19 protein-coding genes and 1 pseudogene are annotated in these 25299 nt (G+C 62.5%); 9 read left to right on the top strand and 11 right to left on the bottom strand.

The features are described 5' to 3' along the window. Positions 1-53: 53 nt before the first annotated feature. The 9 genes from BMF89_RS15130 to BMF89_RS15095 all read right to left on the bottom strand — a co-directional run bounded on the left by BMF89_RS15130 (position 54) and on the right by BMF89_RS15095 (position 16356). Positions 54-7865 carry a DEAD/DEAH box helicase family protein gene (locus BMF89_RS15130; RefSeq protein WP_139359697.1) on the bottom strand — a complete coding sequence of 2604 codons (7812 nt, stop codon included), beginning with the start codon at positions 7863-7865 and terminating at the stop codon, positions 54-56. An 83-nt stretch (positions 7866-7948) separates the two neighbouring features. Continuing rightward, positions 7949-8434 carry a hypothetical protein gene (locus BMF89_RS21700; RefSeq protein ID WP_139359696.1) on the bottom strand — a complete coding sequence of 162 codons (486 nt, stop codon included), beginning with the start codon at positions 8432-8434 and terminating at the stop codon, positions 7949-7951. 222 nt (positions 8435-8656) lie between these two features. After that, entirely contained in the window at positions 8657-9121 is a 465-nt protein-coding gene (locus BMF89_RS15125; RefSeq protein WP_069953159.1) for a single-stranded DNA-binding protein, read from the bottom strand. A gap of 247 nt (positions 9122-9368) precedes the next feature. Then, positions 9369-9686 (bottom strand): hypothetical protein, encoded by a 318-nt coding sequence (locus BMF89_RS15120; protein ID WP_078107932.1) that lies wholly within the window; start codon positions 9684-9686, stop codon positions 9369-9371. Between the two features lie 142 nt (positions 9687-9828). Next, positions 9829-10344 carry a hypothetical protein gene (locus tag BMF89_RS21695; RefSeq protein WP_139359695.1) on the bottom strand — a complete coding sequence of 172 codons (516 nt, stop codon included), beginning with the start codon at positions 10342-10344 and terminating at the stop codon, positions 9829-9831. Positions 10345-10412: 68 nt separating this feature from the next. Beyond that, positions 10413-11273: a hypothetical protein gene (locus BMF89_RS15110; RefSeq protein WP_139359694.1), complete on the bottom strand. Its 861-nt coding sequence runs from the start codon at positions 11271-11273 to the stop codon at positions 10413-10415. Continuing rightward, positions 11242-12261: a type IV toxin-antitoxin system AbiEi family antitoxin gene (locus tag BMF89_RS15105; protein ID WP_078107929.1), complete on the bottom strand. Its 1020-nt coding sequence runs from the start codon at positions 12259-12261 to the stop codon at positions 11242-11244. The genes BMF89_RS15110 and BMF89_RS15105 overlap by 32 nt, the downstream gene beginning before the upstream one ends. A 391-nt stretch (positions 12262-12652) precedes the next feature. Further along, a complete protein-coding gene (locus BMF89_RS15100; protein ID WP_078107928.1) occupies positions 12653-15676 on the bottom strand; it encodes a TrlF family AAA-like ATPase in 3024 nt (1007 codons plus the stop codon). Between the two features lie 158 nt (positions 15677-15834). Further along, on the bottom strand, positions 15835-16356 hold the full coding sequence (locus tag BMF89_RS15095; RefSeq protein ID WP_078107927.1) for a recombinase family protein: 522 nt from the start codon (positions 16354-16356) through the stop codon (positions 15835-15837). 240 nt (positions 16357-16596) lie between these two features. Here BMF89_RS15095 and BMF89_RS15090 point away from each other — a divergent pair, with 240 nt between their 5' ends. After that, entirely contained in the window at positions 16597-17199 is a 603-nt protein-coding gene (locus BMF89_RS15090; protein WP_078107926.1) for a recombinase family protein, read from the top strand. A gap of 273 nt (positions 17200-17472) precedes the next feature. Here the strand turns inward: BMF89_RS15090 and BMF89_RS15085 are convergent, their stop codons facing one another. After that, positions 17473-17853: a metalloregulator ArsR/SmtB family transcription factor gene (locus tag BMF89_RS15085; protein ID WP_078107925.1), complete on the bottom strand. Its 381-nt coding sequence runs from the start codon at positions 17851-17853 to the stop codon at positions 17473-17475. A 105-nt stretch (positions 17854-17958) separates the two neighbouring features. On the opposite strand from BMF89_RS15085, the gene BMF89_RS15080 reads away from it, so the two are divergent. Continuing rightward, on the top strand, positions 17959-18204 hold the full coding sequence (locus BMF89_RS15080; RefSeq protein WP_139359693.1) for a heavy-metal-associated domain-containing protein: 246 nt from the start codon (positions 17959-17961) through the stop codon (positions 18202-18204). 66 nt (positions 18205-18270) lie between these two features. Beyond that, positions 18271-20232 (top strand): cation-translocating P-type ATPase, encoded by a 1962-nt coding sequence (locus BMF89_RS15075; RefSeq protein ID WP_078107923.1) that lies wholly within the window; start codon positions 18271-18273, stop codon positions 20230-20232. A 12-nt stretch (positions 20233-20244) separates the two neighbouring features. Here BMF89_RS15075 and BMF89_RS15070 read toward each other — a convergent pair whose 3' ends face one another. After that, complete coding sequence (locus BMF89_RS15070) at positions 20245-20721, bottom strand: DUF3566 domain-containing protein (RefSeq protein WP_078107922.1); 477 nt, start codon at positions 20719-20721, stop codon at positions 20245-20247. A 129-nt stretch (positions 20722-20850) separates the two neighbouring features. Between BMF89_RS15070 and BMF89_RS15065 the strand changes: the two genes are divergently transcribed. From BMF89_RS15065 to BMF89_RS15040, 6 genes and pseudogenes are all read left to right on the top strand, one after another. Then, positions 20851-21633 (top strand): phosphatase PAP2 family protein, encoded by a 783-nt coding sequence (locus BMF89_RS15065; protein WP_078107921.1) that lies wholly within the window; start codon positions 20851-20853, stop codon positions 21631-21633. A gap of 7 nt (positions 21634-21640) precedes the next feature. Beyond that, positions 21641-22294 (top strand): VTT domain-containing protein, encoded by a 654-nt coding sequence (locus BMF89_RS15060; protein WP_078107920.1) that lies wholly within the window; start codon positions 21641-21643, stop codon positions 22292-22294. A gap of 4 nt (positions 22295-22298) precedes the next feature. Further along, positions 22299-22982, top strand: a complete 684-nt coding sequence (locus BMF89_RS15055) for a response regulator transcription factor (RefSeq protein ID WP_078107919.1) — start codon at positions 22299-22301, stop codon at positions 22980-22982. Further along, the gene (locus tag BMF89_RS15050; protein WP_078107918.1) at positions 22975-24003 is read left to right on the top strand and encodes a HAMP domain-containing sensor histidine kinase; all 1029 of its coding nucleotides are present in this window, start codon (positions 22975-22977) and stop codon (positions 24001-24003) included. Before BMF89_RS15055 ends, BMF89_RS15050 begins: the two co-directional genes overlap by 8 nt. A 74-nt stretch (positions 24004-24077) precedes the next feature. Then, positions 24078-24367 (top strand): annotated as a pseudogene (locus tag BMF89_RS22455) (MFS transporter); the annotation flags it as partial. 143 nt (positions 24368-24510) lie between these two features. Beyond that, positions 24511-25296 carry an EfeM/EfeO family lipoprotein gene (locus BMF89_RS15040; protein WP_078107917.1) on the top strand — a complete coding sequence of 262 codons (786 nt, stop codon included), beginning with the start codon at positions 24511-24513 and terminating at the stop codon, positions 25294-25296. Positions 25297-25299: the final 3 nt, after the last annotated feature.

Genomic DNA, 25299 nt, shown 5'->3' with positions numbered 1-25299 from the left:
CGGCTCGGCTGCGGCGGACGATGTGTCCGCCGCCGCCGGGCCGAATAGTGGAATCAGAGGAATGGTCCCGCCTCGGGGGCCGGGCCGATCACAGGGATCACCTCGGGCGCCGCGGTTTCCGCTTCAGGCTTCGGTTTTTCGACGATGAAGGGACGATCCTTCTCTGCCTTGATGACGCCCTTTTCGCCGCGGCTGCTCGTGACCATGACCTCCGTCAGTTCGCCCGCCGGCCGTGTGGCCACGACCGTCGCACGTTCTCCGCTGGCGTTGACCAGAATGTCTCCGGGGCTGAGCTGCGCCGCGCTCACCGACCGCTTGGCCCCGTCCACCGACGGAACCCAGCCTTGTGTGGTGCCGCTGACCATGGTGGTGACTTCGGGCAGGTAACCGCCGGGCCCTTGCCGGAGGGTGACAGGGCCCCTCCTGGTTTCGATGGTCAGGTCATAGTCCGTGTCGTTGACCCTGGCTATGGCCGCGAGAGTGCCGCTGGCGCTGACGATCTCTTCGATGCGCGTGTTCACCGTTGAGCTCCGGATACCGGTGGCGGCTACCCGCTCGCCTGTAGTGACGTCCCGCAGCGGGTCCCGGCGGAAGCGCGGAGGCGCAAAATGTGTCTCGTGCACCGGTTCGGTGCCGATCACAGGGACCCTTTCCATGGCGGTGGCTTCCACCCACAGCCGGTCCGCTCCCCTGTCCAGCAGCAGATACTGCACGGACTGCACGGGTCCGGGTTCCACGGCGAGGACGAGGGCGTCATCGAAGCGTTCCCGCTGGAAGGACTGGAGGGCCTCCAGCGTGAGGGCCTTTCCGCTGACGCTGATCCGCTGCCCGGGTTCAACCTCGCAGACTCTCCTGCCGGCGATCCTGTCCAGGGTCACGTGCACCTCGTCCGGTAATGACGGTGCCGTCTCGGGGCTGTCCATCACTTCCAGTGCCCCGGATTCGCCGCTGATCTCGAAGGTGTGCACCTTGCCTGCGACGGTCACCTCGACCGGCACGCGGTGCTGTCCCGGGTTCGCCCCGACCTTGCCGACCATGGCGGGGAAGTCTTTGACGGCGGTGGGCATTCCGAAGGCGTCGATGCCGTGGATGGTCGCTGTTCCGGGCCGGATGCTGACCCAGTCCCCTGTTTTCAGGATCGCCATGCGACGCTCCCCTTCCGCTTCGTCGAGGCTGATGGGTTCCCCGAGACGCCCGGCCGCGGAGAGCAGCTGGCGGACATTCATGTCCCGGGTGGATGTCTTGTAGTTCCTGGGCAGGTACCAGAACTCCTGACGGCGGGAGAACTTGAATCCGGAGTCCTTAAGCGCGCCGTGGAGCGCCTTGTTCTCCCTGCCCACCCCTGTCAGGGTCGTTCCCTCTGCACTGTGCTCCAAGACGGGAGCGCCCTCTGGTGGATCGATGGCCGGGGTTGCTTCCGCCGGGGCCTTCGCTGCCGGCAGGTCCACGGTGGAGATGATGAGATGATCCCCGAACCCGGTAGCCAGTTCTTCGATGATGTCCGCGGGTGCCGCCGGTGGTGACGTGACAGGCACGGGTGCCATGTCCAGGGAGACGCCGCTGAAGTCCAGCGGCTTCTCCGGCAGGTCTCCGTCCCAGAGCAGTGTCGTGGTGTTGCCCTGTGCGGCCCAGCTGCTGCGCGTCCCGCCGGGTGCTTCGATCTGAAGCCGCAGGGTGGGTCCGCTTCGGGCATCCGGAGCAGGGATCCTCTCCGCTTCTATGAGGCGGCCGAGAACGATCTCGGACTTGTTCCACGCAGGCACCGTCCCGGGGCTGGCACTGAGGCGCACCCACTGGCCAACATGCTCGCGCGTCAGGAGCGCGGCCGCTTGTTCGCGGACTTTCCCCGGCGCCTGCAGCAGCGCGTTTTCGAACGTCGTCAGCGCGCCGTAGCGTCGGGCGTGGACGGCGATGCTCTGGTCGGTGCGGCGCCGGCATGCACCTGTCGCCCCGTCATCGAAGCGGTAGCGGAAGTCAACCATCGTCCCGGAGTTCCGGCCGGTCACTGTCACGTTCCCGCGCCTGGACTGGTTGCGGTCCAGTTCATGGACGGAGACGATGTCGCCCGGGCGCAGGTCCCCCACGGTGTCCCCGAAACCGTCCGGGAACAACTGGGCGGTTTCTTCTACGGTCAGCAGCCTACCTGGCTGGTATGACGCGGCGGCCGGCACATAACGGTCGGTGTTCTTGCGTTCCATGCCCATGTCGGGGTCGATGAACCTGGTTCCCGAGTACAGGGTGGCTCCGGTGGCGACGTCGCCGCGCAGCCCGAGCCCCGTTACGTCCTCCAGCAGGACGTCTCCGGGCAGGAAATCCTGGGCGCTCATCGTCGCCGCTGCCGCAGCGGCACTCGCTGCTTCTTTCGCTACCGCGTCGGGGGCGATGACATCATGACGCAGCACCGGTGTCAGGGCAGCCCATGAGGAGCGGCGGAAGCGGTGACTGGATCCGGCGTCGTCGTTGACACGCCATTCACCCTCGGCCACTTCCACGGTGCCGGTGACCATCATGACCTTGCCTGTTTCGGTCCCGGTGTCCGGGTCCAGTGTCCGTCTCTCGACGGTGATCCGTTCGCCGTTGCGGACGTCCGTGTCTTTGGTGGCCACGGCGTCGGTGTCCTTCACGGAGAGGAAGACCCGCTCGAACCGGGTCAGGGTTCTCTGGGGCCGGTTGACCAGTTCCACGTCGCGGAAGTAGGCGATGTGCGCGTCGTCGCTGCGCTCGTCGGCGTCACCGAGCGGGCGCAGCACCGCGCCGTCCCCGGCCTTGACTGATTCGACCTGGAACAGCTGTTGGCCGCGGCCTTGGATGCCGGTGACGACGTCGCCGTCGCGCAGGCCGGAGACCGCGAACTTGTCCGTGTTTCCGGCGAGCAGCCGCAGTGTTTCGCCCGCGACAGGTGGCGTTTCGGCGGTTTGTTCGTCTTCGTCCTGGTTCAGGCCCATGTCCGTCATCAGGTCACTGATTTTCTGCTGCAGGCCGGTCAGTTCGGCGGCGTGTTCAAACGGCATTGCCAGCGTCTCTTCCAGTGATGGTATTGCCTGCCGGTACGTGGTCTGCCGCTCCAGGAGATCCTGGTGGATCCGGGGCAACGCGGCCGCCGTGTTCTCCAGCCGGCGGACCAGTCCCAGCGGTTCGGCCTTGATGAACTCGGCCCACACCACACGCACGAGCGCGTGTCCGGATCCTGCGAGCATGAGCTCGAGAGTGCCGTTGTTGCAGCGGCCTTCCACCGGAAGAGACGCGACCGTACCGAGACGGACGTAGGGACCGGCCCCGGCCGGCAGCACAGTGACCGAGGCCAGGACGGTGCGGTGCAGCGCCGCGGCCGCGCCCACTCGTTCCCGATACTCCTGTGCGCCGACGGTCATGGTGAACGCATCACCACGGGTGTTGCTCAGGCCCGGCAGTGCAGCGGCCAGAACGGGCAGGTCCCGTTCCATGGTGCCCAGTGCCGAGTGCGCGATCGTCAGCTCACCTTTGCTGCGGCGCTTCGCGTCCGTGTAGGAGCGGAAGAGTGACTGGAGTTTCGATTCCTCCATCTGCATGGATGCCAGCTGCTCCAGCCGGGGATCTCCGGACAACGCCGCGGCCGCCTGCCCGGCGGACAGTTCAAGATCGCCGAAGCCGTCATCCATGCTCCGGCCCTGCACGCCCCCGGTTTTGAGCTGGTTGATGAACTTGGCTTTGCGGGCCACCATGTCCCACATGTAGACGTCGAAGGTCTGTGCCGTGGCGTAGGAGCGGATCGTCGTCTCATCGTTCTGGTTCCCCTGCCGCAGCACCCGCCCTTCACGCTGTTCAAGGTCAGCCGGGCGCCACGGCACATCGACGTGGTGCAGCGCGACGGCCCGGGCCTGGACGTTCGTTCCCGTCCCCATGCGCTCCGTCGAACCGATCAGAACACTGACCCGCCCGTCCCTGCATTTATCGAACAATTCCGCCCGCGCGATGTCGTTCGGGGCCTCATGGATGAATGCGATCAACTCCCGCTCCATGCCGTGCTCGACAAGATTGTCCCGGATCGCGTCATACATGCTGAACCGGCCCGCATTGTTGGGCACCGCGCGGTCACAGAAGAGCAGCTGTAGCCCGCCGGTGACCGGGGAGGGGTTGCCGTCAGGGGTCGTGTAGACGGTGTCTTTCGTGCGTTCGTGGATAGCCCACACTTCGGCGGCAACCTGCGCCGGCCTTCCACCGTCGGCATCCGCTGTCAGGCCTTTGAGCCGCGGATCCAGCGCGACCATGCGCCCGTCGTTGGTGATCTTTGGCATGTTGTCATCCCGCGGATCAACGCCTGAAAGGTTTTTGGCCCGCTGTCCGAGATCTTCCACATACTCCGCCACCGCGAGGGATGGTTCCCGTGAGATGAGCCGCCGCTCCCCGCCGGTCAGGACTGGGAGTTTCGCGGTGATGTCCGAGACGGTGATGACGTCGGAGAACTGGGCGGTGAGGCCCACGAGCTCGGGGACGTTGATGTATTTGTTGATCCGCTCGACCTGGTCGTATCCGCCGCCTGCAGGAGAGATGCGCAGCACCGTGGAGCGTTCGGTGAACTGGTTGGCCCACGAGTTCACGTCCACCAGGCCGGCCTTGTCCAGCAGGTCCGGGCGCAGGTAGTGCTGCATGACCCACATCTCGGACATGGAGTTCGCCACCGGCGTTCCGGTGGCGAACGTGGCCACCGCCGGCAGGTACCCGTCCCGGTGGTAGCCGCCACGGCGGGCGTCCTCGACCTTGGTCTCCCGCAGGGCCCGGAGTTTGAAGTCCAGATCCGAGGCCCGGTCCGAGCCGGTGCACGCCAGTTCGTAGGAGTCGGACTGTCGGAACAGGTTCTTGTAGTGGTGGGCTTCATCCACGAACAGGTAGTCGATGCCCGTCTCTTCGAACGTGACTCCGGTGTCCTTGCCGGTGGTGATTTTCCCGTGCCGTTCCTCGATACGTTTGATGGCCTTTTCGACGGCTTTGATCCGGGACTTCTCCTCGCTGGACATGCCGGCCTTGGCCTCGCGGAGTTCGACAATCTGCTCCTCCAGCCACACCTGGGTGCGGGCCGGATCGACCTGGATTTTCCCGAACACCGTGGACGGGATGACCACGGCGTCCCAGTCTCCGGTGGCAGCGGCTGCCACCCAGAAGGCGCGTTCGTTGGCGTTGATGCCGGTAGGGATCGCCAGGACGTTCGCGGACGGGTACCACTGGATGAATTCCCGGCTCACCTGGTCCACCAGATGGTTGGGGACGACGATGGCCGGCTTCTGTGCGATGCCGGTGCGGCGCAGTTCCATCGCGGCCATGACCATGGTGCCGGTCTTGCCTGCACCCACGACATGATCCAGCAGCACGGTCGGTTCGTTTACGACCCGGGCGACCGCGCTGCGTTGGTAGGCGTGCGGGGTAATCGAAGCGTCCAGTCCGGGCAGGGAGAGGCCCTCCCCGATCGCTTTGTAGTCCGTGGAGACGTGGGAGTTGAACATGACGTTGTATGCCTCGGTCACCCGGACGGCGCGTGCGGCGTCACGGAAGAGCCAGGCCCCGAACTCGTCGGCGATTTTGGCTGCCTTGTCGCGTGCCTCCAGTGTGGCTTTGACGTCTTTGACCTGGCGTTCGGCGCCGTTCTCGTCGTGGATGGTGCGGCGGATCGTGATGGTGCGGTTATTCATCAGGGACTGCAGCAGCGCCACCGGTGTCCGGTCAGGGGTTGCGTAGTCGAACCGGACGGCAGGTGCGTACTTCGCTGCCCCGGCCGTTCCGCGCAGCTCCCATGTCCCGTCGGTGGGTGAGATCGACACGGTGACGGGGACATCGAATGTTTCGGCGATGAACGTCTCATAGTCGGTCGGTTCGGCGTAGCGGACGCCGGGTTTGGCGATAATGTCCATTGCCGAGACCTGCTCGGGCAGGACGCCTTCCAGTGCTTCAACGTTGGCCAGGAACACCCCGTCCACCTCCGCCGCTGCCCGCGCGGTGGCCAGTTTCACCCTGATATCCCCGGACAGGTACTTCACCGCAGGAACAAGCGCCCCGGTGCCTGGGTCCGGGAAGACGGTCGAGCCGAGCATTTCCCGTGCCTGGGAGGTTTCGACGCCCAGAAGTCCTGCGATCCGATCCAGATCAACAGAGCGGGTTTCATCCAGTGAGATCGCCAGCGCATCGGCTGCCGTCCCGGCGTGCTCGGGCCGCTCCCGGAATGCCAGCACGTCGCGTTCGAACACGGCGGCTTTCGTTGCCGTCCCGGACGCTTCGTCAAAGATCTCCAGCGCCAGCAGCAGCCCCAGGGATGGGTCCCCCCGCAGGATTTTCAGGTGTTCCTGGGTGCGCGTCGCCGGCCGGGACTGCCCGGCTCGTTCACGCCATACGTCTTTCACTTCGGCGGGCACGATCGATGAGCCAGGCTCAATGGATCCGTCGATGGGCAACGCGGCCCGCCATTCCCGCTCCAACGTGGCCGTACGTGCTGCAATATCCGTGGCTGAACGCGGCCTCGCTTCCGTCACCACGGCCCGGTTCAGCGGCCCGTACGCGGAAACATAGGCGTCATAGCGCGCAGTCAGTTCCTCGCGCAACGCTATTCGCTCATTCTCCGGGGCAGCGGCCCGCTGGGAGTCGATGACGTTCCGGACGGTGTCGCGGATCCCCAGCAGCGCCAGTGATTCCTGGACCCGCGTTTTAGGGCATGTTGCGGATACCCACGCGCGTCCGGCGTTGAACCGTTCGAACGAGCCGGTGGCGGCGTCATAGCGGACATGCCCGGTGACAGCTTCGGCGGCGCCGGCCGGGAAGTGCAGCCCCGGGACGAAGGTGCCTTGGGGTACCGTGATCGGCTCAGGCGCATAGCTGAGGCCGGCGCCGGCGGCCTCGGCCAGCTGTGCGCCCAGGTTTTCCCGGATCAGGTCCGCGAGCTGGTGCCCAGCCGGTCCACTGAGTTCCAGCGCCGCGTCGTTGTACATGCCCTGCCCGACGGAGAGCACCCCCAGCAGTGCGTCGTCGTTGTCGGCGAAGTGGCCGCCGATGGAGACTTTGGTGGGCTGTCCGGTTTCGCGGTGCTGCGCCCGCGTCGTGGACACGTCCACCCACGCCCGGATCCGGTCCTCGTCGGGTTTTTCCGCATCTTTGCGGCGGCGGAAGACCAGCAGGTCCGTCATGACCTCGGTGCCGGCCACAGCTTTGAACGCATTTGTCGGCAGCCGCACGGCACCCACAAGGTCACCGTACTTGGCGATCTGCCGGCGGGCTTTGGCCGACTGCGCATCCATCGTGTACGTCGAGGTGAGCACCGCAACGTAGCCGCCCGGCGCGGTCAGGCGCAGGCTCTTGGCAATGAAGTAATTGTGGATGCTCAGCCGGGACGTGTTGTACCGGGCATCGTGGACAACGAAGTCCCCAAACGGGACGTTGCCGACGACGGCGGACACTGCCCCCTCCGGGATCGGGGACTGCTCAAAGCCCTCCGCCCGCACCTGGGCTGAGGGATACAGCAGCGAGGCAATACGGGCAGTGGTGGAGTCCAGCTCAACACCAGCCATGACCGCCGAGTCCGGGGCCAGCCCGATAAACGTACCGGCACCGCAACCGGGTTCCAGGACCGTGCCGCCGTCAAACCCTGCAGCTTCCATGCTGTCCCAGACGGCTTTGACGACGGCCGGATCGGTGTAGTGGGCGTTGATCGTTGTCGCGGATGCCTGCGCGTACTCAGCCGGCGTCAGTAATTCTTTGAGTTCGGCACGTTCCGTGGCCCAGTCCTCGCGGTGTTCCTCGAAAATCTGCGGCACCGCACCCCATGAGGACCATTGGGCCAGGGTTTCCTGCTCGGGCAGCGTCGCGTACCGGTGCTGCGTGCGCAGATCCTGCAGCAGACGCAGCACCCCAAGGTTTGCGGCCGCACGGGCCTTCGCGCCCGCCGGCGGCCGGACAGCTGTGCCTGGCCGGAAATCGACCGGGACACCGCTTAGTCCTCCAGCAGGCCCATCATCGACTGCGGTACCGGCGGGACGAGCCACTGGGTCCAGCCCGGAATCGGCTCCTTGCCCTGGGAGATCATCCAGTCGAACACGGTCCCCATGATCTCGTTCATCCGATCCAGGGTCACCGCCACGTCCTTCTCCGGCAGAGCGCGCAGCTCGCGGGAATCCGCCGTCAACGGTCGAGAAGGATCGCCATCCCTCACCAGCTGAGCCCACCGCGCTTTCACGAGGTCGACGAACTCCGGGCTCCCCTGCCCGATCTCCCCCTTCAGCCCCTCCAGCAGGCTCCGGTCCACGTACAGATCTCTGAACTGCTCCACCAGCGGCACCATCCTGGGCGCTGCGTAGTGCGGATCCTTCCAAGCCTCCGGATCGTTCTCCCAGTCCGTCGTTGCCTGGTCCTCCCACTCGTCCGACGGCGCTTCCGACATCACCTCGCGCAACATCTGCCTGCCCACCATGTCCTCCATCGCTGACCTCCGGTTCCTCAATGTCTCCCAGAAGGTCAAACAGACTCATCTGGTTCGGATCAAAACTTCGTCGCGCCATGTGCACGGCCTTTCAGGTTTACATAACGTGGGCATTCCCAACGGGATGTCAAGTCCAGGGAAAACGGGGACCGCTCAGAACGGCCGCAAGCCCGTCACAACGCGAACGCCATGACGGGCCGGGAAATAACGAGGTATGCGGACTTAGACGAGGCCCCATTCGCGGTCAACCGTGGCCTGTTCAACATCGACCGGAGCGACTTGGGCGTCCATCGCCTTGGCCCAGAGACCCGGTTTCGGGTTCTGGGCGATCTCCACCGTGGCGAACTCCAGCGAAGCAGACACTTCATCAGCCCAGACCCTGTGGTTCAGGCCAGGGCTGCCTTCCTTGTTCACATACGGGACGGCCTCATAGTTGCCCGTGACCGTTGCCCGGTTACCTTTCGCGAGGGAGCCCACGACGTTCTCCCCCAACCGGACGCTCTTCACGGCGACGTCGTAGAAGACCGCTTCGCCGTCCTTCCATTCGTTGGCCTCACGGTCAAAGACCCGGGGTGTGTCCGCCAGACGGAAAGTGACGAGCTTCGATCCGTTTACCTCGCGTGTTACCGGATCATCGACGAGGTTCCCCGTTGCTGTGTGCTTATCGAGCCTTGGACGTCCAGCCATGTCAGGCGCTCCCTCAGTCGGTGGGTACCAACCTGTTTGGTGCCCGCTACCGCACTATTCGCTCCGGGGATCCCGAACGGTGTGTGACATACGCTCACCCATGTAAACCGGCTCGAACGCGAACCGGATGAGTCGGCACCGACCGAATCCAGGCAGACGAAAAGGCCTCCACGCTGGGGGGACATGGAGGCCTTTTCGGAATCAACGCTACCAGCGCACCAACCGCCGGCGTTGCCTTCCCTGCCGGTCAGTAGACCCTAGTCGGGTACGGTTCGCCGATCTCCACTTCCCACGTAAAGATTCGTGTGTTGGGGTTGCCGGTTGTGAGTTCGAAAGCATTGAGGGAGATGACCGCCACGGCGCTATGGGCGGCGCCGGCACGCATGATCGCCTCGGGCAGCCGCTTCACAATTTCCTCGCGGCTATCCTGCTGCCAAGGAGCCGGCGCCCCGCCCAGATCCGGAAGGACGGCACGCTTGCTCACTCCCCCGACAAGCCCGACCACCAGCGTCTTGCCGTCCGATTCGGGCGTGATGTAGGAGATCTTGTCGACGGGAATCATCATGGCGCCGCTGGCGTGATCGACGTAGATGTTTGCCGGGTCGACGCCGGCCCGGGTTAGGGCGTCTGTTTGGTGGTCCGGGTTTTGCTCATCAACCCGTAAGCGTGACTTTCCCGAGCATTGGTCCTCACGCCCCTTATTGGCTTTACGCCAGTTCCACTCCGTAGTGTGATTTCGTCCATTGCTTGACCCATTCATAAGCCGTCAATATCGGGGCTTCGATGCGCTTTCCGGCTGTCCATTGATCGTAGGAAGAGAGCATCGCCTCGTTGTTCAGCTTGGGTTTCATTTCTGTCCAGTCAGCGACGATTTCTTCCCGCGTCCGCCACGTCCATTGGCCGACCGTTAGCCTGGCGCCAGGAAGCTTGAAATCCTCACCGACGACTTTGGCTAGAGGAACAACGCCGTGGGTTACTGCGTTTCGCGCAAAACGCAGTCCCTCTATGACTTGCCCATGGGCAGTGGAGTCACGATGTTCCTTGTACCCGTCAATCTCCCTGTGCTGTTCATCGAAGCTGCAGATCCAGAAAAGTGCCTGCCCTACACGCACATGCGGATGGACTGGTGGGCTGCGCAGGCCGCGGAGATCCCAAACGGCACCCTGAATGCCCTGGACAGCCAGGTCGATTCCAGACGGAAGAGGAAGTTCTGATGAAGTCATTCTGCACTTTCATGGGTGATGGCTACAGGGGCTGAACCTGAGCAGATCAAGGAATCCAAACTTTCAGGTCAATCGTTGTTTGCCTGGCTTTGGACAGCTGAGAGTGCAGCGTGGATCGCGTTGAAATACTGAAGTCTGGTGTCATAGTCCCGGGCCTTAGCAGAGGCGAGGAACCGGTCGTTTCGTTCAGATGATGCCATGAGTTTGCGGCTGGCGGGGTTCCAGAGGGTCCCCAGTTGGTCGGCAAGGGCGCCCCCGATGGTGGCGCGGATGTGCCTGCCCAACAGGTAGGTAGAGGCCAGATCCTGGTCAAAGTTGGCCAGCTCGAAAAGGTCTGCGTCCTTTTCGTAGTCGTAGAGGGAGTCGTTGAGGCCAGGGCTGTTCTGGTACCACATACATACGTAGCTGAGGTCGCGGGCATGCTTGGTCCATCCCAAGGCTCCCTTGTCTACCCAGGCCTTGATTTTCAAGGCAGCATAGCCGGCGGCCGTCGGCACCCGAACTTCAATGCCCTCAGGTAACCGGTACAGTTCGGCTCCGTCAAAGACTTCCTGAAATGCGAAGACATCCACGGTGTGTCCGTCAGGGTGGGGAACGGCTGTTCCCGACGGGTTCTCGATCCCTCCGAAGGGTATGAGGTCCACGGACCACTTGTCGATGCGAAAGCGGATCCGGGTGTCTCCCTCAGGTTCAAGGTTCGTTATGACCGATTGGTAGGCGAAACGGTCCGGGACGGCGATGGCAATGTCTATGTCGGTGGTGCTGGCCAGTTCCGAGTCAAATCCCAAACCCCGGTGGATAAGGTCGCGTGCCGAAGCGCCGACAAGCATGATCTGCTCTCCCGGTCTGGCGGTGATGTCCATAACGCTCCGCAGGACAGTGCACAAGGGACCGAACTCATGAGCGGAATATGCGGACAAGTCGCTCATCGTGCTCCTTCAGTATTAAGGCGGCCTCGCGCTGTCGGGGTTCCCCGCTGGCGAGCAGGTCGGCGTATACGAGAGTGCTGGGAACGGTTGGGAGGTTCCCGGCCAATGTCGGGGCTTCGATGTCCAGACTGCTCGGATCCGTCCAGAACTTGTGTCTGACGAAGACATTCGGATGCTCATCCCTGCGCCACTTATTGACGACGGCCATGCGGGGTGTGAACTCTTCGACATAGACGGTCAGCGTTGAAGGATTCAGCAGTTCGGGAAGGGCGCTTTCTCCGCTGACTTCCATCTCTGGTGCCAATGGCACATGAAGACCCGGTTCAGATGATCTGAAGGCCTCCAGTGACAGCCGCGGGGCCAATTGATGAGGATAGGTCATGACCCATTGCTCGAAGAGCTCGCGTTGCCTCAAGAGCTGCGGGCCAGGCCCGACTGAGAGATATTCCTCTCGTTGTAAGAGTTTTAGAGTCTCCTGGGCAAGACCGACTGAAACCCCGGACAGCGTGCTGATCTCCCTGATCGTCAGGCGCGGGACGTATGGCCAGGTCAGCAGAACGAACAGCAGACGCGACCTGCGTGCGCTGAACAGATTCACTCCCGAGGCGGAAACGCCGGCCGCCGCATCCTTCCTCTCGGGAGTTCGGTGGCTCACGCGGCGGCCTCGTACGTCGATATAGACGTTCCCGAAGGTAATGAAGGCATTGCCGGCCTCATCTACGAAATTCAGATTCTGTGCCCGGTATCCTCTGGCCTGCTTTTCATCGATATAGCCCTGGGCAATGAGGGGCTTCGCCTGATCCCCCGAGGGAATGACTTGCGTCAGAGCATCATCCAGGATCACAAACTTCTGGTGCTCGGCCTCCCGCTGCAGTGTGAGAAGCGGGTGCTCGAACGCGGGGCGGGTCCAATCAGAGTCTTCCACGCGTACATCGATGCCGTACTGGGTCAGATGTTGAACAATGATGTTGATACGGCTTTCCAGCATCGCCCCTCCTCTGTTCACTTAGGTTGAACATTCACTCTAATTGAATATTCAAAAAAAATGAACACGCGCACTGAGGTCAGCCTCAAACGTGGACGCCGGTCGGTCAGAAAGTCATCCTCCGGGGGCCCGCGAGGGGCCAGGCGCAGACCACAGATGTCACGCCGGGAAGAACGTATGCGCTGTTATCTGCGTTCGGGATCGACGCTGGCTAAGAAACAAGACGGGTTCAGCCGTGTCGGCTTCCTGTGCATTGATGCGTGGAGGCCAATGTCTTTCGTCGAGTCGCCAGACAGATAGCTCAATCGAGTGGCTCTTGCCTATATAGGCCCACGGTCTGCCCAGCCGACCGAAGTCGCCCTGAAGGTGACTTCCTGCCGATGAACGAAGTGCGTCAGGACCTCCCTACGACACGGTCATACTTGACGTTCCGGTTCTTGAATGCCTCTCGTGTGCCTTCCAAAACGTCGATAGTCGATGAACCGATGCCCAACGACGCAAGTGAACCGGAAACATAGACAAATTGGTTGCCAACCTTTTCCGCCACGATGATCTGATCGGCGTCGCCGACCACGGCGAAGTTTGGATTATGAGTTACGGCAACAACCTGACGGCGCAAGGACGCATCCTTAAGTGCGGGCACCAAGATCCGTTTCACTGTTTGGTTGTCGAGATTCTCCTCCGGCTGGTCGAGTAGCAACGGGCGGTCAGCTAGATCAACAAGTAAGTAAAAAAGCAGAAGCACTAGGCCTCGTTGGCCGGGAGAAAGCTCTGAGAGCTCGCGCCCTTCTGATCTGATGACATACTGGCTCTGCAACCACTCCAAGCCATAGATCCAGGAGAGAAGGTCCGCAGATTTTTGGCCCGCGCGCATGATCGACTGCAAGGAGCGCTTGTCACCGCTGGCGGCACCTCGGACTGTACATAGGCGATCTTCCAAGACCTTCAAAGCCGTAAACAGACCTACCTCATCTTCTAGGGTGATGTCCCCGAGGATATTTGTATCGCGCTTTCGACTATCGAGATCGTGGAAGTCTCCTAACTTCTGACGGTTGACCTGTCCCACCCATTTATCGACAAAGCCTCTGACACGTAGCTCTACGGCGAACTCAAGATCAATGTCATTTGCCAGATCTTTCTCTGCCACAAAATCTGCCGCTGGCCGGTAGGCTGCTTCCTGAGCGCTCATGATGGCCAAGAGCGCTGAATGGACAGCCTTGAAAGCAGATTCCAAAGAAGCCTGCGCGGCAGACAGTTGTTTCGGAATGTCCAGTTCCTCTTCGACAAGAACTTTGATGCCTTCAAGAGACTGGATATTAGAAGGATCACCAATGAGCTTTGCACGCCGGTTTCCGAGGTCACTCTGCTCTTCAATCAGTACTTGGTTTTCTTCGCTTTCAGCCTTTAGAAATGCACGAATGTCGGCGACGTTTTTCTCATTGGCCTGGCTCTTAAGCCGCAACTCAGCTAGTTCTGCCTCGGCCTTCTTCTCGTCTTCGGTGATGCTCGTGAGCCACGCCTGGAATACTTCTGGGCGATAGACAACCGTCAATAGACCGTCTTGAAGGCCCAGCTCCTGACGGAGTTCCTCCGCACTGGTGGTGAGTTGTTCGATCTGGTTCTGAAGGATTTGGTTCTTTCTTTGGCCTTGCAACTTCCGTTTTGTGACGCCTCCGTATTTGGGCTCAGCGTCTTCGACGGCTCTGTCAGAGGCTTGCAGCGCCGCAGTTGCGGCGGTAAGTGGGTCAGCGGGAACGGACTGCTTTCCTTCACCAACACGGCTTCCTCCGCTGAGTATCGAGTCGATGTCGGCTATGCGCTGATCCAGTTTGCTGATCTCTTCGACAACCAGTTGATTTCGGCTCGTGAGACCCAGTTCGTCGAGTTCTTTGCCTCGTGACCGCAAACGTTCGATGTGTTCAGTTGCCTCGCGGATCTCGAGCCGTGCTTGCTTCAACGATGTCTGCTCTTGTTCGGCGGCCTCATCTAGGAAGCTCCTGAGAGAGGATGCGCCACGGCGTTCCTCAGAAGGTATGTGCCGGAAAAGAACCCTTTCAATCTCCTGTTCGAAACCTTGCTTCTCGACGCTATTTGGGTCTGCGGAACAGACTTTTTCGATCAGAGTCTGGGGAAGGTAATCAACCATCGAAGGTTTGCTGGGATCAAAGCGATCATTCAACGAAACTGTGGTGTGGGTTCCATCCGACCAACCCGCCTCGGCTTCGTATTGTTCTGCCAGCTTCCCGCCACCGGATCTGAATCTGGCGTCGGTTAGGAAAGAGAAATCCTTGTCCCTGTCGCTATTGGCGGCAGACGCCATGGTGTCTAACAGAGCAGACTTTCCTTGCCCTTTATTCCCAATGATGACCGAGAATCCGCTATTGATCGGGAGATTAGTGTCAAACAGCGGATCGGAGGTGTCCCCGTCCTTAGCGCTCAACTTGATAGACGTGAGAATGGATTTTGGTGCGGTGACCATGCGAGTCTGCACAGGAGGTCGCACGGCCGTGGTTACCCTGGAGTCGTACTCATGCAAAGCGTGCCGGAGACCTTTAAACGTTGGATCGGCGTTAATCCAGGTTCTGCATTGGCCGAGTCTATTGTCAAGACCAGAATCCATGAAACTGTGCGCATCGCTACAGTCGAGAAGTTTGGAGTTCACTCCCGCCACCGTCAGGGACTGGCGCGATTTGTCGAAGGATTCATTACTCGGAGAAGCGGTGAAGACTGCGTCGACACTGTTAATAAGGTGTTTCTTGTTGGCTGCAGTTCCCTGCGTCCACTTGATTTTTGACCATTCAATTTTCCCCAGAGCGAGTAGAGCATGATCTCTCAGGAGGGAGTTACTGAGGATCCCCTCCCGAAGTTTTTCAAATGAAACATTCAGGTTATTGAAGCCAACACGCAGGGGGCGGAGCCCCTGTCGCTTGTCCTCGGGCGTCGCGTCTATGACCTCTTGACCCAGCTGCTGCATGGATTCGCGGGTCACGAACTGGCTCCACGTCTTGGGCTCGACATCGGGTGTTAGCTGGTAGGTGGCCGTCAGGAGCGGATCCAGCTGCGCCTTCAGATGATCGATTTGTATCTCGGGGTCTCCGATTACGTGGAGATTAATTCGCGACAGGTGCCCGTCGGCGCCAGAGAAGGTGTCGCAGCGTACTTCCAGTACTGGAAAAATCTGTTCCAGATTGGGTAGTTTGCCCGCATCGAAGGCCGCTCGAACTCGACGGTATCCGTCAAAGAACCAGTAGTCGTTAATGCCCAGAACTTTTATGTCGCTAGGTAGGTTTGCCAGTTCTTTTAGGTATCGGTCCCACACATCGGCATTGTCCGGAGACTTGTAAGCGTTTTCGATGGATTCAGGCGTGTGGACGTGAAGATCCCAAACGCGCCACTCTGTACCCCGTGCGTATTGCATCTAGCAAGGCCCCCAATTTCATACGGCTACGTGCGACGTAACCGACATGCTATCTTGTCTCCCTCGTCGACGATCAGGGGCGGCGCGCATCTGGCCGCACTGTCGGCCGGATCCGCACATATCCGGAGACGGAAATGATCAGGGGGTCAAGCGCACTCCTAAGGAGTCCGGTTGACGATCCTGTACGCGGTACTTCGGGCGACCTTGAACAGTTCGGCGATTTCGGTGGTGGTGTGGTGTCCGCCCTTGTATAGGGAGACGAGGTGAGCTTCCTGGCTCTTGCTGAGTTTGGGCTGTTTGCCGCAGAGCAGGCCTTTGGCCTTGGCGACCTGCATGCCTTCGCGGGTGCGGGCGCGGGCGAGGTCCGATTCAAATTCGGCGACCATGGCCAGGACGTTGAAAAGCAGCCGGCCGACGGGGTCGGTCGGGTCGTGGACGGATCCGCCGATGCTGAGCTTGATGTCCCTTTTGGTGAGGTCTTCGATGATGTCCCGCGCGTCGGGCAGGGACCGGGCGAGCCTGTCGAGTTTGGTGACGGCGAGGGTGTCGCCGGCTCGGACGGCGGCCAGGGCCTCCCGCAGTCCCGGCCGTTCCCTGTTCCGGCCCGTCAACCCGTGGTCGACGTAGACGCGGTCTTCGGGGACGCCGAGGCCGGCGAGGCCGTTCCGCTGCGCGGTCAGATCCTGCTCGTTGGTCGAAACGCGGGCGTTATGTGGACGCTTTGACCGTGTCTCACGTGGTGGGCGGGGTGTCGCAACAAACTATTGATTTTCAAGACACCCGGACGGGGCCGGGGAACAGGGCGGCCACTCCCCCGCAAATTCGCTGTTATCCGCCAAGTGTCTGTGTCTCGGTAAGTCGTCTCATAGACGAGGGTGTCTCCGGCGCGTTTTTAGGGGTTTATGGGGCAGACTTCCGTTATGGCACATCTCGGATATACGCGGATCAGCACCTCAGGGCAGGACGACCAGCTCCAACGCGACGCCCTCACCGCCGCGGGGGTCCAGGCCCGGGACATCTACTCCGATGTGACCTCCGGAAGCAAAGAAGCCAAAAGCCGGCCCGGGATGCAAAAACTCATGGACTACGCCCAAAACGGGGACACGATCGTGGTGTGGCGCGTCGACCGGCTCGGCCGTTCCCTGCTCGATGTCCTGACCACCGTGAACGGGCTCCGGGACAAAGGGATCATGCTCCGCTCGATCGCCGACGGCATCGACCCGGACACCACCAGCGGCAGGCTGATGCTGAATATGCTCTCCACCTTGGCCGAGTACGAGCGGGAGCTCATCGTGGAGCGAGTGAATGCCGGGATCGCCGCAGCCAGGGGCGCCGGTGCTGTTTTTGGCCGCCCGCCGAACAATCCATTAGTGACGGCCGAAAAGCTGAAGATCGCAGCCAATGCCCGCACCGAAGGCAAAACAGCACAGCAAGCCGCCGAACTCGTCGGATGGAGCCGAGCCACGCTGTACCGGGCAATGCAGGCGACCGGCCAAACCCGCGCTGAGCCCAAGGCAGTGTAGATACCGCGAGACACGCATCGGGCTGGACGTGTCTCATGCCCGCATATCGGGCGTATCCGATTCGCATCACCGGAGCGTATCACCAACAGGGTTTGACGTTACACAGCCGCGTACACGGGAAGCATTACAGAATGAGCCCTGTGGTTCCGCCACTCGGCACAGACCCTTTGGAGTGTCTTGCGAACGATCGTTTTAGGAGCATGCGGCAAACGGCTTTCTTCAGAGCTGATTCGCGCATCGCAAGCCCATACCCGGTGCCGCGCGGTTGCGTGCTCAACCAGCCTCTGCCGGCGTGGAAAGGTCCGAACCGAAGAGGGTGCGCAGAGCATCCATGGCCTCGGGGCGGGCCTTGTAGTAGACCCACACCCCTCGCTTGTCACGGTCAACGAGCCCGGCGTCGTGCAGGATCTTCAGGTGGTGGCTGAGTGTCGAAACTGCCAAATCGAAGCCCTCGGTCAGGTCACACATTGCGCATGCCTCCCCGCCCTCGTGCGAGAGCACCAGGGACATCAGCCGCAGCCGCACCGGATCCGCCAAGGCCTTGAGCATCCGGGAGACGGCCCCAGCTTGGGCAGCCGTCATTGGCTCACGGGACAACGGCGTGCAGTAACCCAGCGCATTTGGGGCAGCCGGGGCCGAAGTTGGGATCGACATGCCTCCATTCTTGCACACTTCGATAGTTTGACAACTATCGAAGTGTGAGTATCGTGGAAAAGACTTCGAAGTCGTTCGAAGTCTTAAGTGTGAAGGAGGCCACCTGTGGGTACACCTATCCATTTGGTCCGTTCCAAGTACCGCGCGCTCGGGGGCGGCTGTGTGAGCTGCTCCGGAGACCTTGCCCCCGTCGAGGCCCTGCCCGGCGTGCAGAAGGTCGACGCCCTGGCGTCCGGCGTCGTGCTGGTCACGCACGACGGCACCGTGGCAGACAGTGCGGTCGTTGAAGCGGCACAGAGGGCCGGCCTGTCCCTGGCGCCGGCCGGTCCGGCGCGCCCCGTCCGCGCCTGATCCCCTGGTGAGGGCTGACCCTCACGAGCCATATCCTCAGCTTTCACATAGAGAAGAGATCACCGGATGAATACCGGAGCAAGCACCTCAACGCAGCTCACCGCGCAGTCGGCGGCGCAGTCCCGGCGCCGGTGGTGGCAGAACAGCGAGATGGTGGCCCTGGGGATCGCCGCGGTGCTGCTGGCCGCGGGGCTGGCCGTGGATCGGACCATCCACCCCGAGCCGGCGGCCCTGGCTCTCTTCTGGGCTTCGATCGTCGTCGGCGGCGCCTACCCGCTGCGCAGCGCCATCCGCGCCGTGCGCAACAGGCGGCTGACCATCACCGTGCTGCTGATCGTGGCCGCCATCGGCGCCATCGCGCTGGGTGTGATCGAGGAAGCTGCGATGCTCGTGGTCATCTTCAGCCTGGGCGAGGCCATGGAAGCCTATGCCACGGACAGGGCACGCGGCTCCATCAGTGCGCTGATGGAACTGGCACCCCCGAGCGCAAACCGGCTCACGGCCGGCGGCTCAACCGAAACCGTGGCCGTGGAGGAGTTGCACCCCGGCGATGTCGTCCTTGTCCGCCCCGGTGAGCGGCTGCCCACCGACGGCACAGTCACCGAGGGTGCCTCGTGGGTCGATGCCAGTCCGGTCACCGGCGAGTCCGTGCCCGTGGAGGCTGCCGCCGGCACCGGGGTCTTCGGCGGAAGCCTGAACGGCAACGGCGTGCTGCGCGTCCGAGTCACCAAGGAGTACTACGACACCGTCCTCGCCCGGGTGATCGAACAGGTCGAGGAGGCCCAGGCCAACCGCAGTGGCGCCGAGCGCTTCGCCGACCGGTTCAGCGCCGTCTACACCCCCGCCATGTTCGCCCTTTCGGTCCTGGTGGCTCTGGTTCTGCCGTTGTTTGGCTTCGAATGGCGTGAGGCCATCTACCGGGCCCTTGTCATCCTTGTTGTCTCCTGCTCCTGCGCGCTGGTCATCTCCGTGCCGGTCAGCGTCGTCACTGCCATCGCCCGCGGAGCGCGGGATGGGATCCTGATCAAGGGCGGCATCTACCTCGAACGCCTGGCCGACATCAGGGCCGTCGCCTTCGACAAGACCGGCACGCTCACCCGCGGCCGTCCTGCCCTGGTTCAGGTCACCACATTCGACGGCACTACCGAACAGGAAGCCCTCGCCCTGGCCGCCGCCGTCGAGGCCGGCAGCGAACATCCCATCGCCGCCGCCATCACCACCGGAGCCCGGGACCGCGGCCTCGACATCCCCACCGCCAGGGACGCCCGCGCCCTCCCAGGGGCCGGCATGGAGGCCGTCGTCGACGGCCGCGCCCTGCACGTCGGCCGGCCCTCGGACGCCGACCGCACCGACCCGCACGTGGGAGAAACCGTGGCCGGAGCCGAGGCAACCGGCTGCACCGCCGTCGTACTGCGCGAGGACACCCGGCCACTGGCCGTTCTGGCGGTCGCGGACCAGTTGCGCCCAGACGCCCACAGCACTATCGCCGAACTGCGCGGACTAGGCATCAAACGGGTGCTGATGCTCACCGGCGACAACGCCACCGTCGCTAAAACCACCGCCCATGCCCTGGGTCTGGACGACTACCGCGCCGAACTGCTGCCCGAGGACAAATCAGCCGCCGTACGTGAACTGCGCGAACGGTACGGGGTGATCGCCATGGTCGGCGACGGAGTCAACGACGCCCCCGCACTGGCCAACGCGGACCTGGCCATCGCCATGGGCGCCGCCGGAACCGACGTCGCACTCGAAACCGCCGACGTCGCACTCATGGCCGACGAACTGGACCGGCTCCCCGCAGCCATCCGCCTCTCCCGACGGGCCCGGAACAACATCAAGATCAACATCGCCCTCAGCCTGGCCGTCGTGGCCATCCTGATCATCGCCGCCCTCGCCGGCTGGATGACCCTCACCACAGGACTGCTGCTGAATGAAGGCAGCGCCGCGCTGATCATCCTCAACGGCCTGCGCATGCTACTCCCCGGCCGCGGCGAAACCCGGCAAAAACGAATTGCATTGCCCGCCTGAATCACCGGCACCCTATTCCAAGCGGCCCGGCCCGGAACGGGCCGCTACGGCGCGTGAACACCCGGAGCCACCAGAGCGTTCCTGAATCCAACACACAAACCGCCATTTCGAGCTGCCGATAACCACCCGACAAGGCAAGCAGTCACAGCCAAGGGTTCGAAAACCGCCAAGCAAAGCTGCGATTAATCGCCATTCTCGGTTAACAGTCACACCCGGGGGCCCGTAAGGGATCTCAAGCGGTGTCTTACGAACGATCGTTACCGAGACCGCCAAGTTTGGGAGTTCGGCGTCGGTGAAGGTCATGCCGATGCCTCCGACCATGGTGGCGCTGATGTTGTACAGAACGGCACCAAGACCCGCCAGCGCGCTGACCAGGACCACGTTGAGGGCGATGACGGTGGTGGCTTCGGCCGCCGTCTGCGTGAGTCTTTCGAGATCGCAGATCCGGACATCCCAGATCCTTCGATTTTGGCGGGGGTTCGTTCCCAATCTCTATTCGGCCCCGCGCAGGTCGCGAGGGAATCCCGGCCGGGGGAGTTCTTAAGAGCTTCTTAAACACGCCGTGCGAGAGTGGAAACGGGCCGCTCATGGCCGTCACCCCCCGAACCGGAGAGTCGCATGCCATCATTCGTCAACAGGAGCGTTTCCGTGGAAGACCGCACTTCCGCTGTCGTACGCCAAAGTGTGCCGTTACTTCCGCAGCCCAGGTTCTGGCTGCTGTGGGCGGTTGCCCTCGCTGCGGCAGTCCTTGCCCTTGGCTTCAGTGTCCAGTTGGTAGCGGGCCTGACCACCAGCGAACTTGGCGTTGACCAGGAACTCAGCCTCCATCACGTGGGCGCGTTGACGACGTTGGCCATGGCGCTGAATTTCCTCTTTGCCCCTGCGGCAGGAGTCTGCATTGTCCTGGTGATCGGCTTGTACCTCTTCCTGGTTCGCAGGACTTTCGTGCGTGCGTTCATGTTTGTGCTCTTCGCATGTTCGGGGTGGGTTGCCAGCGCGGCGTTCAAACTCATCGTGGACCGCCACCGGCCCGACCCCGCGGTTCTTTTCGACCCACTCTCCCCGGAAACGGGTTCCAATAGCTTTCCCAGCGGTCATGTGAGCTTCGCCGTGGCGCTCGTCTTTGCCCTGTACTTTCTGGTCCGGGGCAGCCGATGGGCCGCCGTCACCGCTTGGGCGGGAGCCGGCCTGGCCGTGGTTGTGGCGTGGTCCCGGGTCTATATCGGTGTCCATTACCCCAGCGATGTGGTGGCGTCCTTCCTGGCCACCAGTGCCGCGGTCATCGTCTTGGCCGGGCTCTGGAACCTGTACGCACCGCGGGTCCTCGAGCGGTTCCCGGGCCGGGCCGGGTCAGAAGAGACCTCTTCAGAAGCAACCGCATCCAACGCCCACGGATCCTGAGGACACCATGCACGTACTTTCTGCCATGCCGGCATTTCTTGATCCCGCCACCCTGCTTCAAGGCTTGGGCCCGGCAGCCCTGGGTGTGGTGGCGTTGATCGTCTTCATTGAGTCCGGCCTGCTTTTCCCCTTCCTGCCTGGGGATTCCTTGCTTTTCACCGCTGGCTTGCTGCACGAGCAACTGCAAGTAGGACTGCCGGTCCTGATCGCCGTCGTGACGGTTGCCGCTATCGCTGGAGACCAGATCGGTTACATGCTGGGGCGCAGGTTCGGAAGGCGCTGGTTCAAGGACGACGCCCGAGTCCTGAAGACCGCCCGCTTGGACGCGGCCGAGGATTTCTTCAAACGCCGCGGTGGACCGGCCATTGTCCTGGCCCGCTTCGTTCCTGTTGTGCGGACGTTCGCACCGCTGAGTGCCGGCATTGCACGGTATGACTATAAATCCTTCACCCTGTGGAACATCGCCGGTGCCCTCATCTGGGGATCTTCCGTTACCCTTTTGGGCTCATGGTTGGGGCACTTTGAGTTCGTGGCAAAGAACGTTGACGTCATTGCGGTCATCATGGTCTTGGTCTCCGTGTTGCCGTGGGGAGTCGAGTTCCTCAAACGGCGCCGGAAGGTCACGGTGGGTGCCACGAACGGGCAGCCCGGGGAAAAATAGCGACATGACAACAGCTGCGCGGCCGTCCCTCCTCCTGGTCGAAGACGACGCGGCCCTGGGGCCGCTCATCAGCGAACTCCTGGAGCCCGACTTCGCCGTCCGCCTGGCTGTTAACGGGCGCGACGGCCTTCACCTGGGCCTGACGCAGAGCTGGGACGCGATGGTTATTGACCGCGGACTGCCCCTCATGGACGGCATCGCGTTGATCGCGGCCCTTCGGTCCAGGGGGATCGGCACGCCGATCCTCATCCTGACGGCACTCGGTGCCACCGATGAGAAGATCCGTGGCCTCGATGCCGGGGCGAATGACTACATGATCAAACCGTTCGATGCCATGGAACTGGCCGCCCGCTTGCGGGCGCTCACCAGGACCTACGCCCAGTCGCCCAGGATCCTGGAGATCGGAGATTGGGAGCTCGACGCCGGTGCCCGCTCCATGCGTTCCATGCGCTCCGTGTACGGCACCGTGGTCACCCTGACGCCAAAGGAAGCCAGGCTGCTCGAAACCCTGGCCAGCGAACCGGGGCGGGTCTTCACCCGCGAAGACCTCATCAACGCCCTGTTCCACCCTGCGGACCAGCCCGGCGTGATCGACACCTACGTCCACCACTTGCGCCGTAAGACTTCCAAAGCGGTGATCCGGACAGTCCACGGCCTCGGATACCAGATCGGCAACCCCCATGACTGAGAACGTAGACCAGGCGACTCTCCGCAAAGCCTCCTTGAGGATCGCCGTACGGATCAGCGCGGCTTGCACGGTTTTGGTGCTCTGCCTTCTGGCGGCCGCTGCAATCTACCTTTTCAACCAGGTACGGCAGCCAGGACTGCCCGGATCAGGAGAACCTGACTCGGTCTACGCCTACCTGGATACCAAGGACCTCCTGAAGGCGATGATCATCGCCGGCGTTGCGGGGATCTTCCTTGCCGGCGGCATCGGCTGGCTCAGCGCCCGAAGCGCCATCAGGCCATTGGGAGAAGCACTGGCTTTGCAACGACGGTTCGTGCAGGACGCCAGCCATGAATTGCGTACGCCCCTGGCTATCCTGGACGCACGCGTTCAACTTGCCCAACGCCATACGGGCCCCGACTCACAAACCGGGCAGGCACTAACGCGCATCCGCAATGACACAGCGACCCTCACCGGCATCGTCAACGAACTGCTCGTGGCGGCCACCGGCTCTCCTCCGGATGCCGCCTCAGAGCCGAGCGATCTCGCCCACGTCGCGGCGGCCGTCGTCGAAAGCGTGCAACAGCTCGCGGGGGCGAAGGACGTCCGCGTCACCTTGACGGAAAAAGACCGGCCCTTCGCACTCATTGACAGCAATGGATTCCGTCGCGCCCTCCTTGCCCTGGCAGACAACGCGCTGGCACACACTCCCGCCGGCGGGCAGGTCGGGATCACGACGGCGGTACTCGGCAACCGGGCAGTGGTCACCGTCTCGGACTCCGGGGCCGGGATCAAGGGAGTGGACCAAACAAGGATCTTCGACCGCTTCGTGAGGACACACCACCCGGAAGGACACAGCCCGGAAGGGACGATGGGGCAGCGCAGCTTTGGAATCGGCCTAGCGTTGGTCCGTGAAATCATTACGGGGGCCGGCGGCACGGTGGGGGTAGAGCGCAGCGGCCCGCGGGGAACAACTATGAAAATCACGCTGCCGCTCGCTCCGAAGCCCGGACAGCGAACACGCGTCGAGCCAGGCCGCTGAGGCTCTGGCGTGCGCGCCGGAGGGCACGAAAATGAGCTCGTGTTTCCCCACAAGCTGCAGGGGACGGCGACGTGATGAACGTCGCCGCCCGAAAGATTCCCAGTGTCTATCTCACGCTAACCCGCGGTAACACTCTTTGCGGCCTCGTCGATCCGGGGAATCAACACCCTCTTCCTGCTGGATACCGGACTCAGCAACCTCGAAGCCTTTGCGGGGAACGCCTTCTTCACAGCCCGGATGGTGGTCTTTGAGGTGCCCACTGGAGTGGTCGCCGACGCGTGGGGGGCGCAGCGTTTAATTCCTGCCGGGCACCGTGGCACTGGCTGGTTCGAGCTGCCTCTACTACTTGCTGCGGCAGTATTCCCGCAGCCGCCACCGCAAACACCACCCTCGGCACGTTCGTAACAGTCGACCTCAGCTGGTTCCGAATTACGCAACATCAGCATGTTGTTATTACAGTAAGGGTTGCCTTGCCTATCTAAGTGTTGTTCAGCCGAAGGATCCCCTATGCCCGCGACCGCTACCGCTTCCACGCCTCTTCCTGCCGGAACCATGGATGAAGCCCTGGAATCCTACCGGGCCTATGTCGGCCGCAAACTTGCCGACCTTGGAACGCAAGTCCTGACCCTGAAGGCATCCGTCGGCAACAATGAACTGGAGCCAGCTCGGGAGCAATGGCTCGCAGCCCAGTTGACGTGGCAGGAAATCGGTGCCGCCTATGGCATCTTCGGGGACCTTGGCGCGGCCATCAACACTCTGCCATCCGGACTTGCGGGAGGGCCGGCCGATCCCGGCTTCACGGGTCTGCACCGGGTGGAATACGGCCTGCATCACGGACAGGGGCCGGCAGAACTCATGCCGGTACTGGAGGAACTCCACACGAACATCGGCACACTGGATTCAAAGCTGCCGGAGCTCACGGTGGCGCCCTCGGACATGCCGCTGCGCTGCCACGAAATCCTGGAGGACGCCCTCAGGGACAATCTGACCGGCAACAACGATCAAGGTTCCGGGATGTCCCTCGCCCTTACCGCGGCCGATGTCTCGGGGACACGGGTGGTGCTGACGCTGTTGAGCACGCTTATTGACGGGCAAAAGCGGGGATACACAGCCACCATAGCGGCGGAACTCGACTCGTTGGACGTTGCCCTGAACGCCACCAAGACGAGCGGCCGGTGGCCTGACTACCGGACGGTGCCGCTGTCCCTGCGTCAGCCCGTCAACGGCGCCATTGGCCGCGCCCTCGAGACCTTGGCCTACGTCCCTGCCATGTTCGCCACCGAAGACGACTGAAAT

The organism is Arthrobacter sp. SRS-W-1-2016 (genome assembly GCF_002009585.1).
GTDB lineage: Bacteria > Actinomycetota > Actinomycetes > Actinomycetales > Micrococcaceae > Arthrobacter > Arthrobacter bambusae_A.
This window is presented reverse-complemented; position numbering and strand designations above follow the sequence as displayed.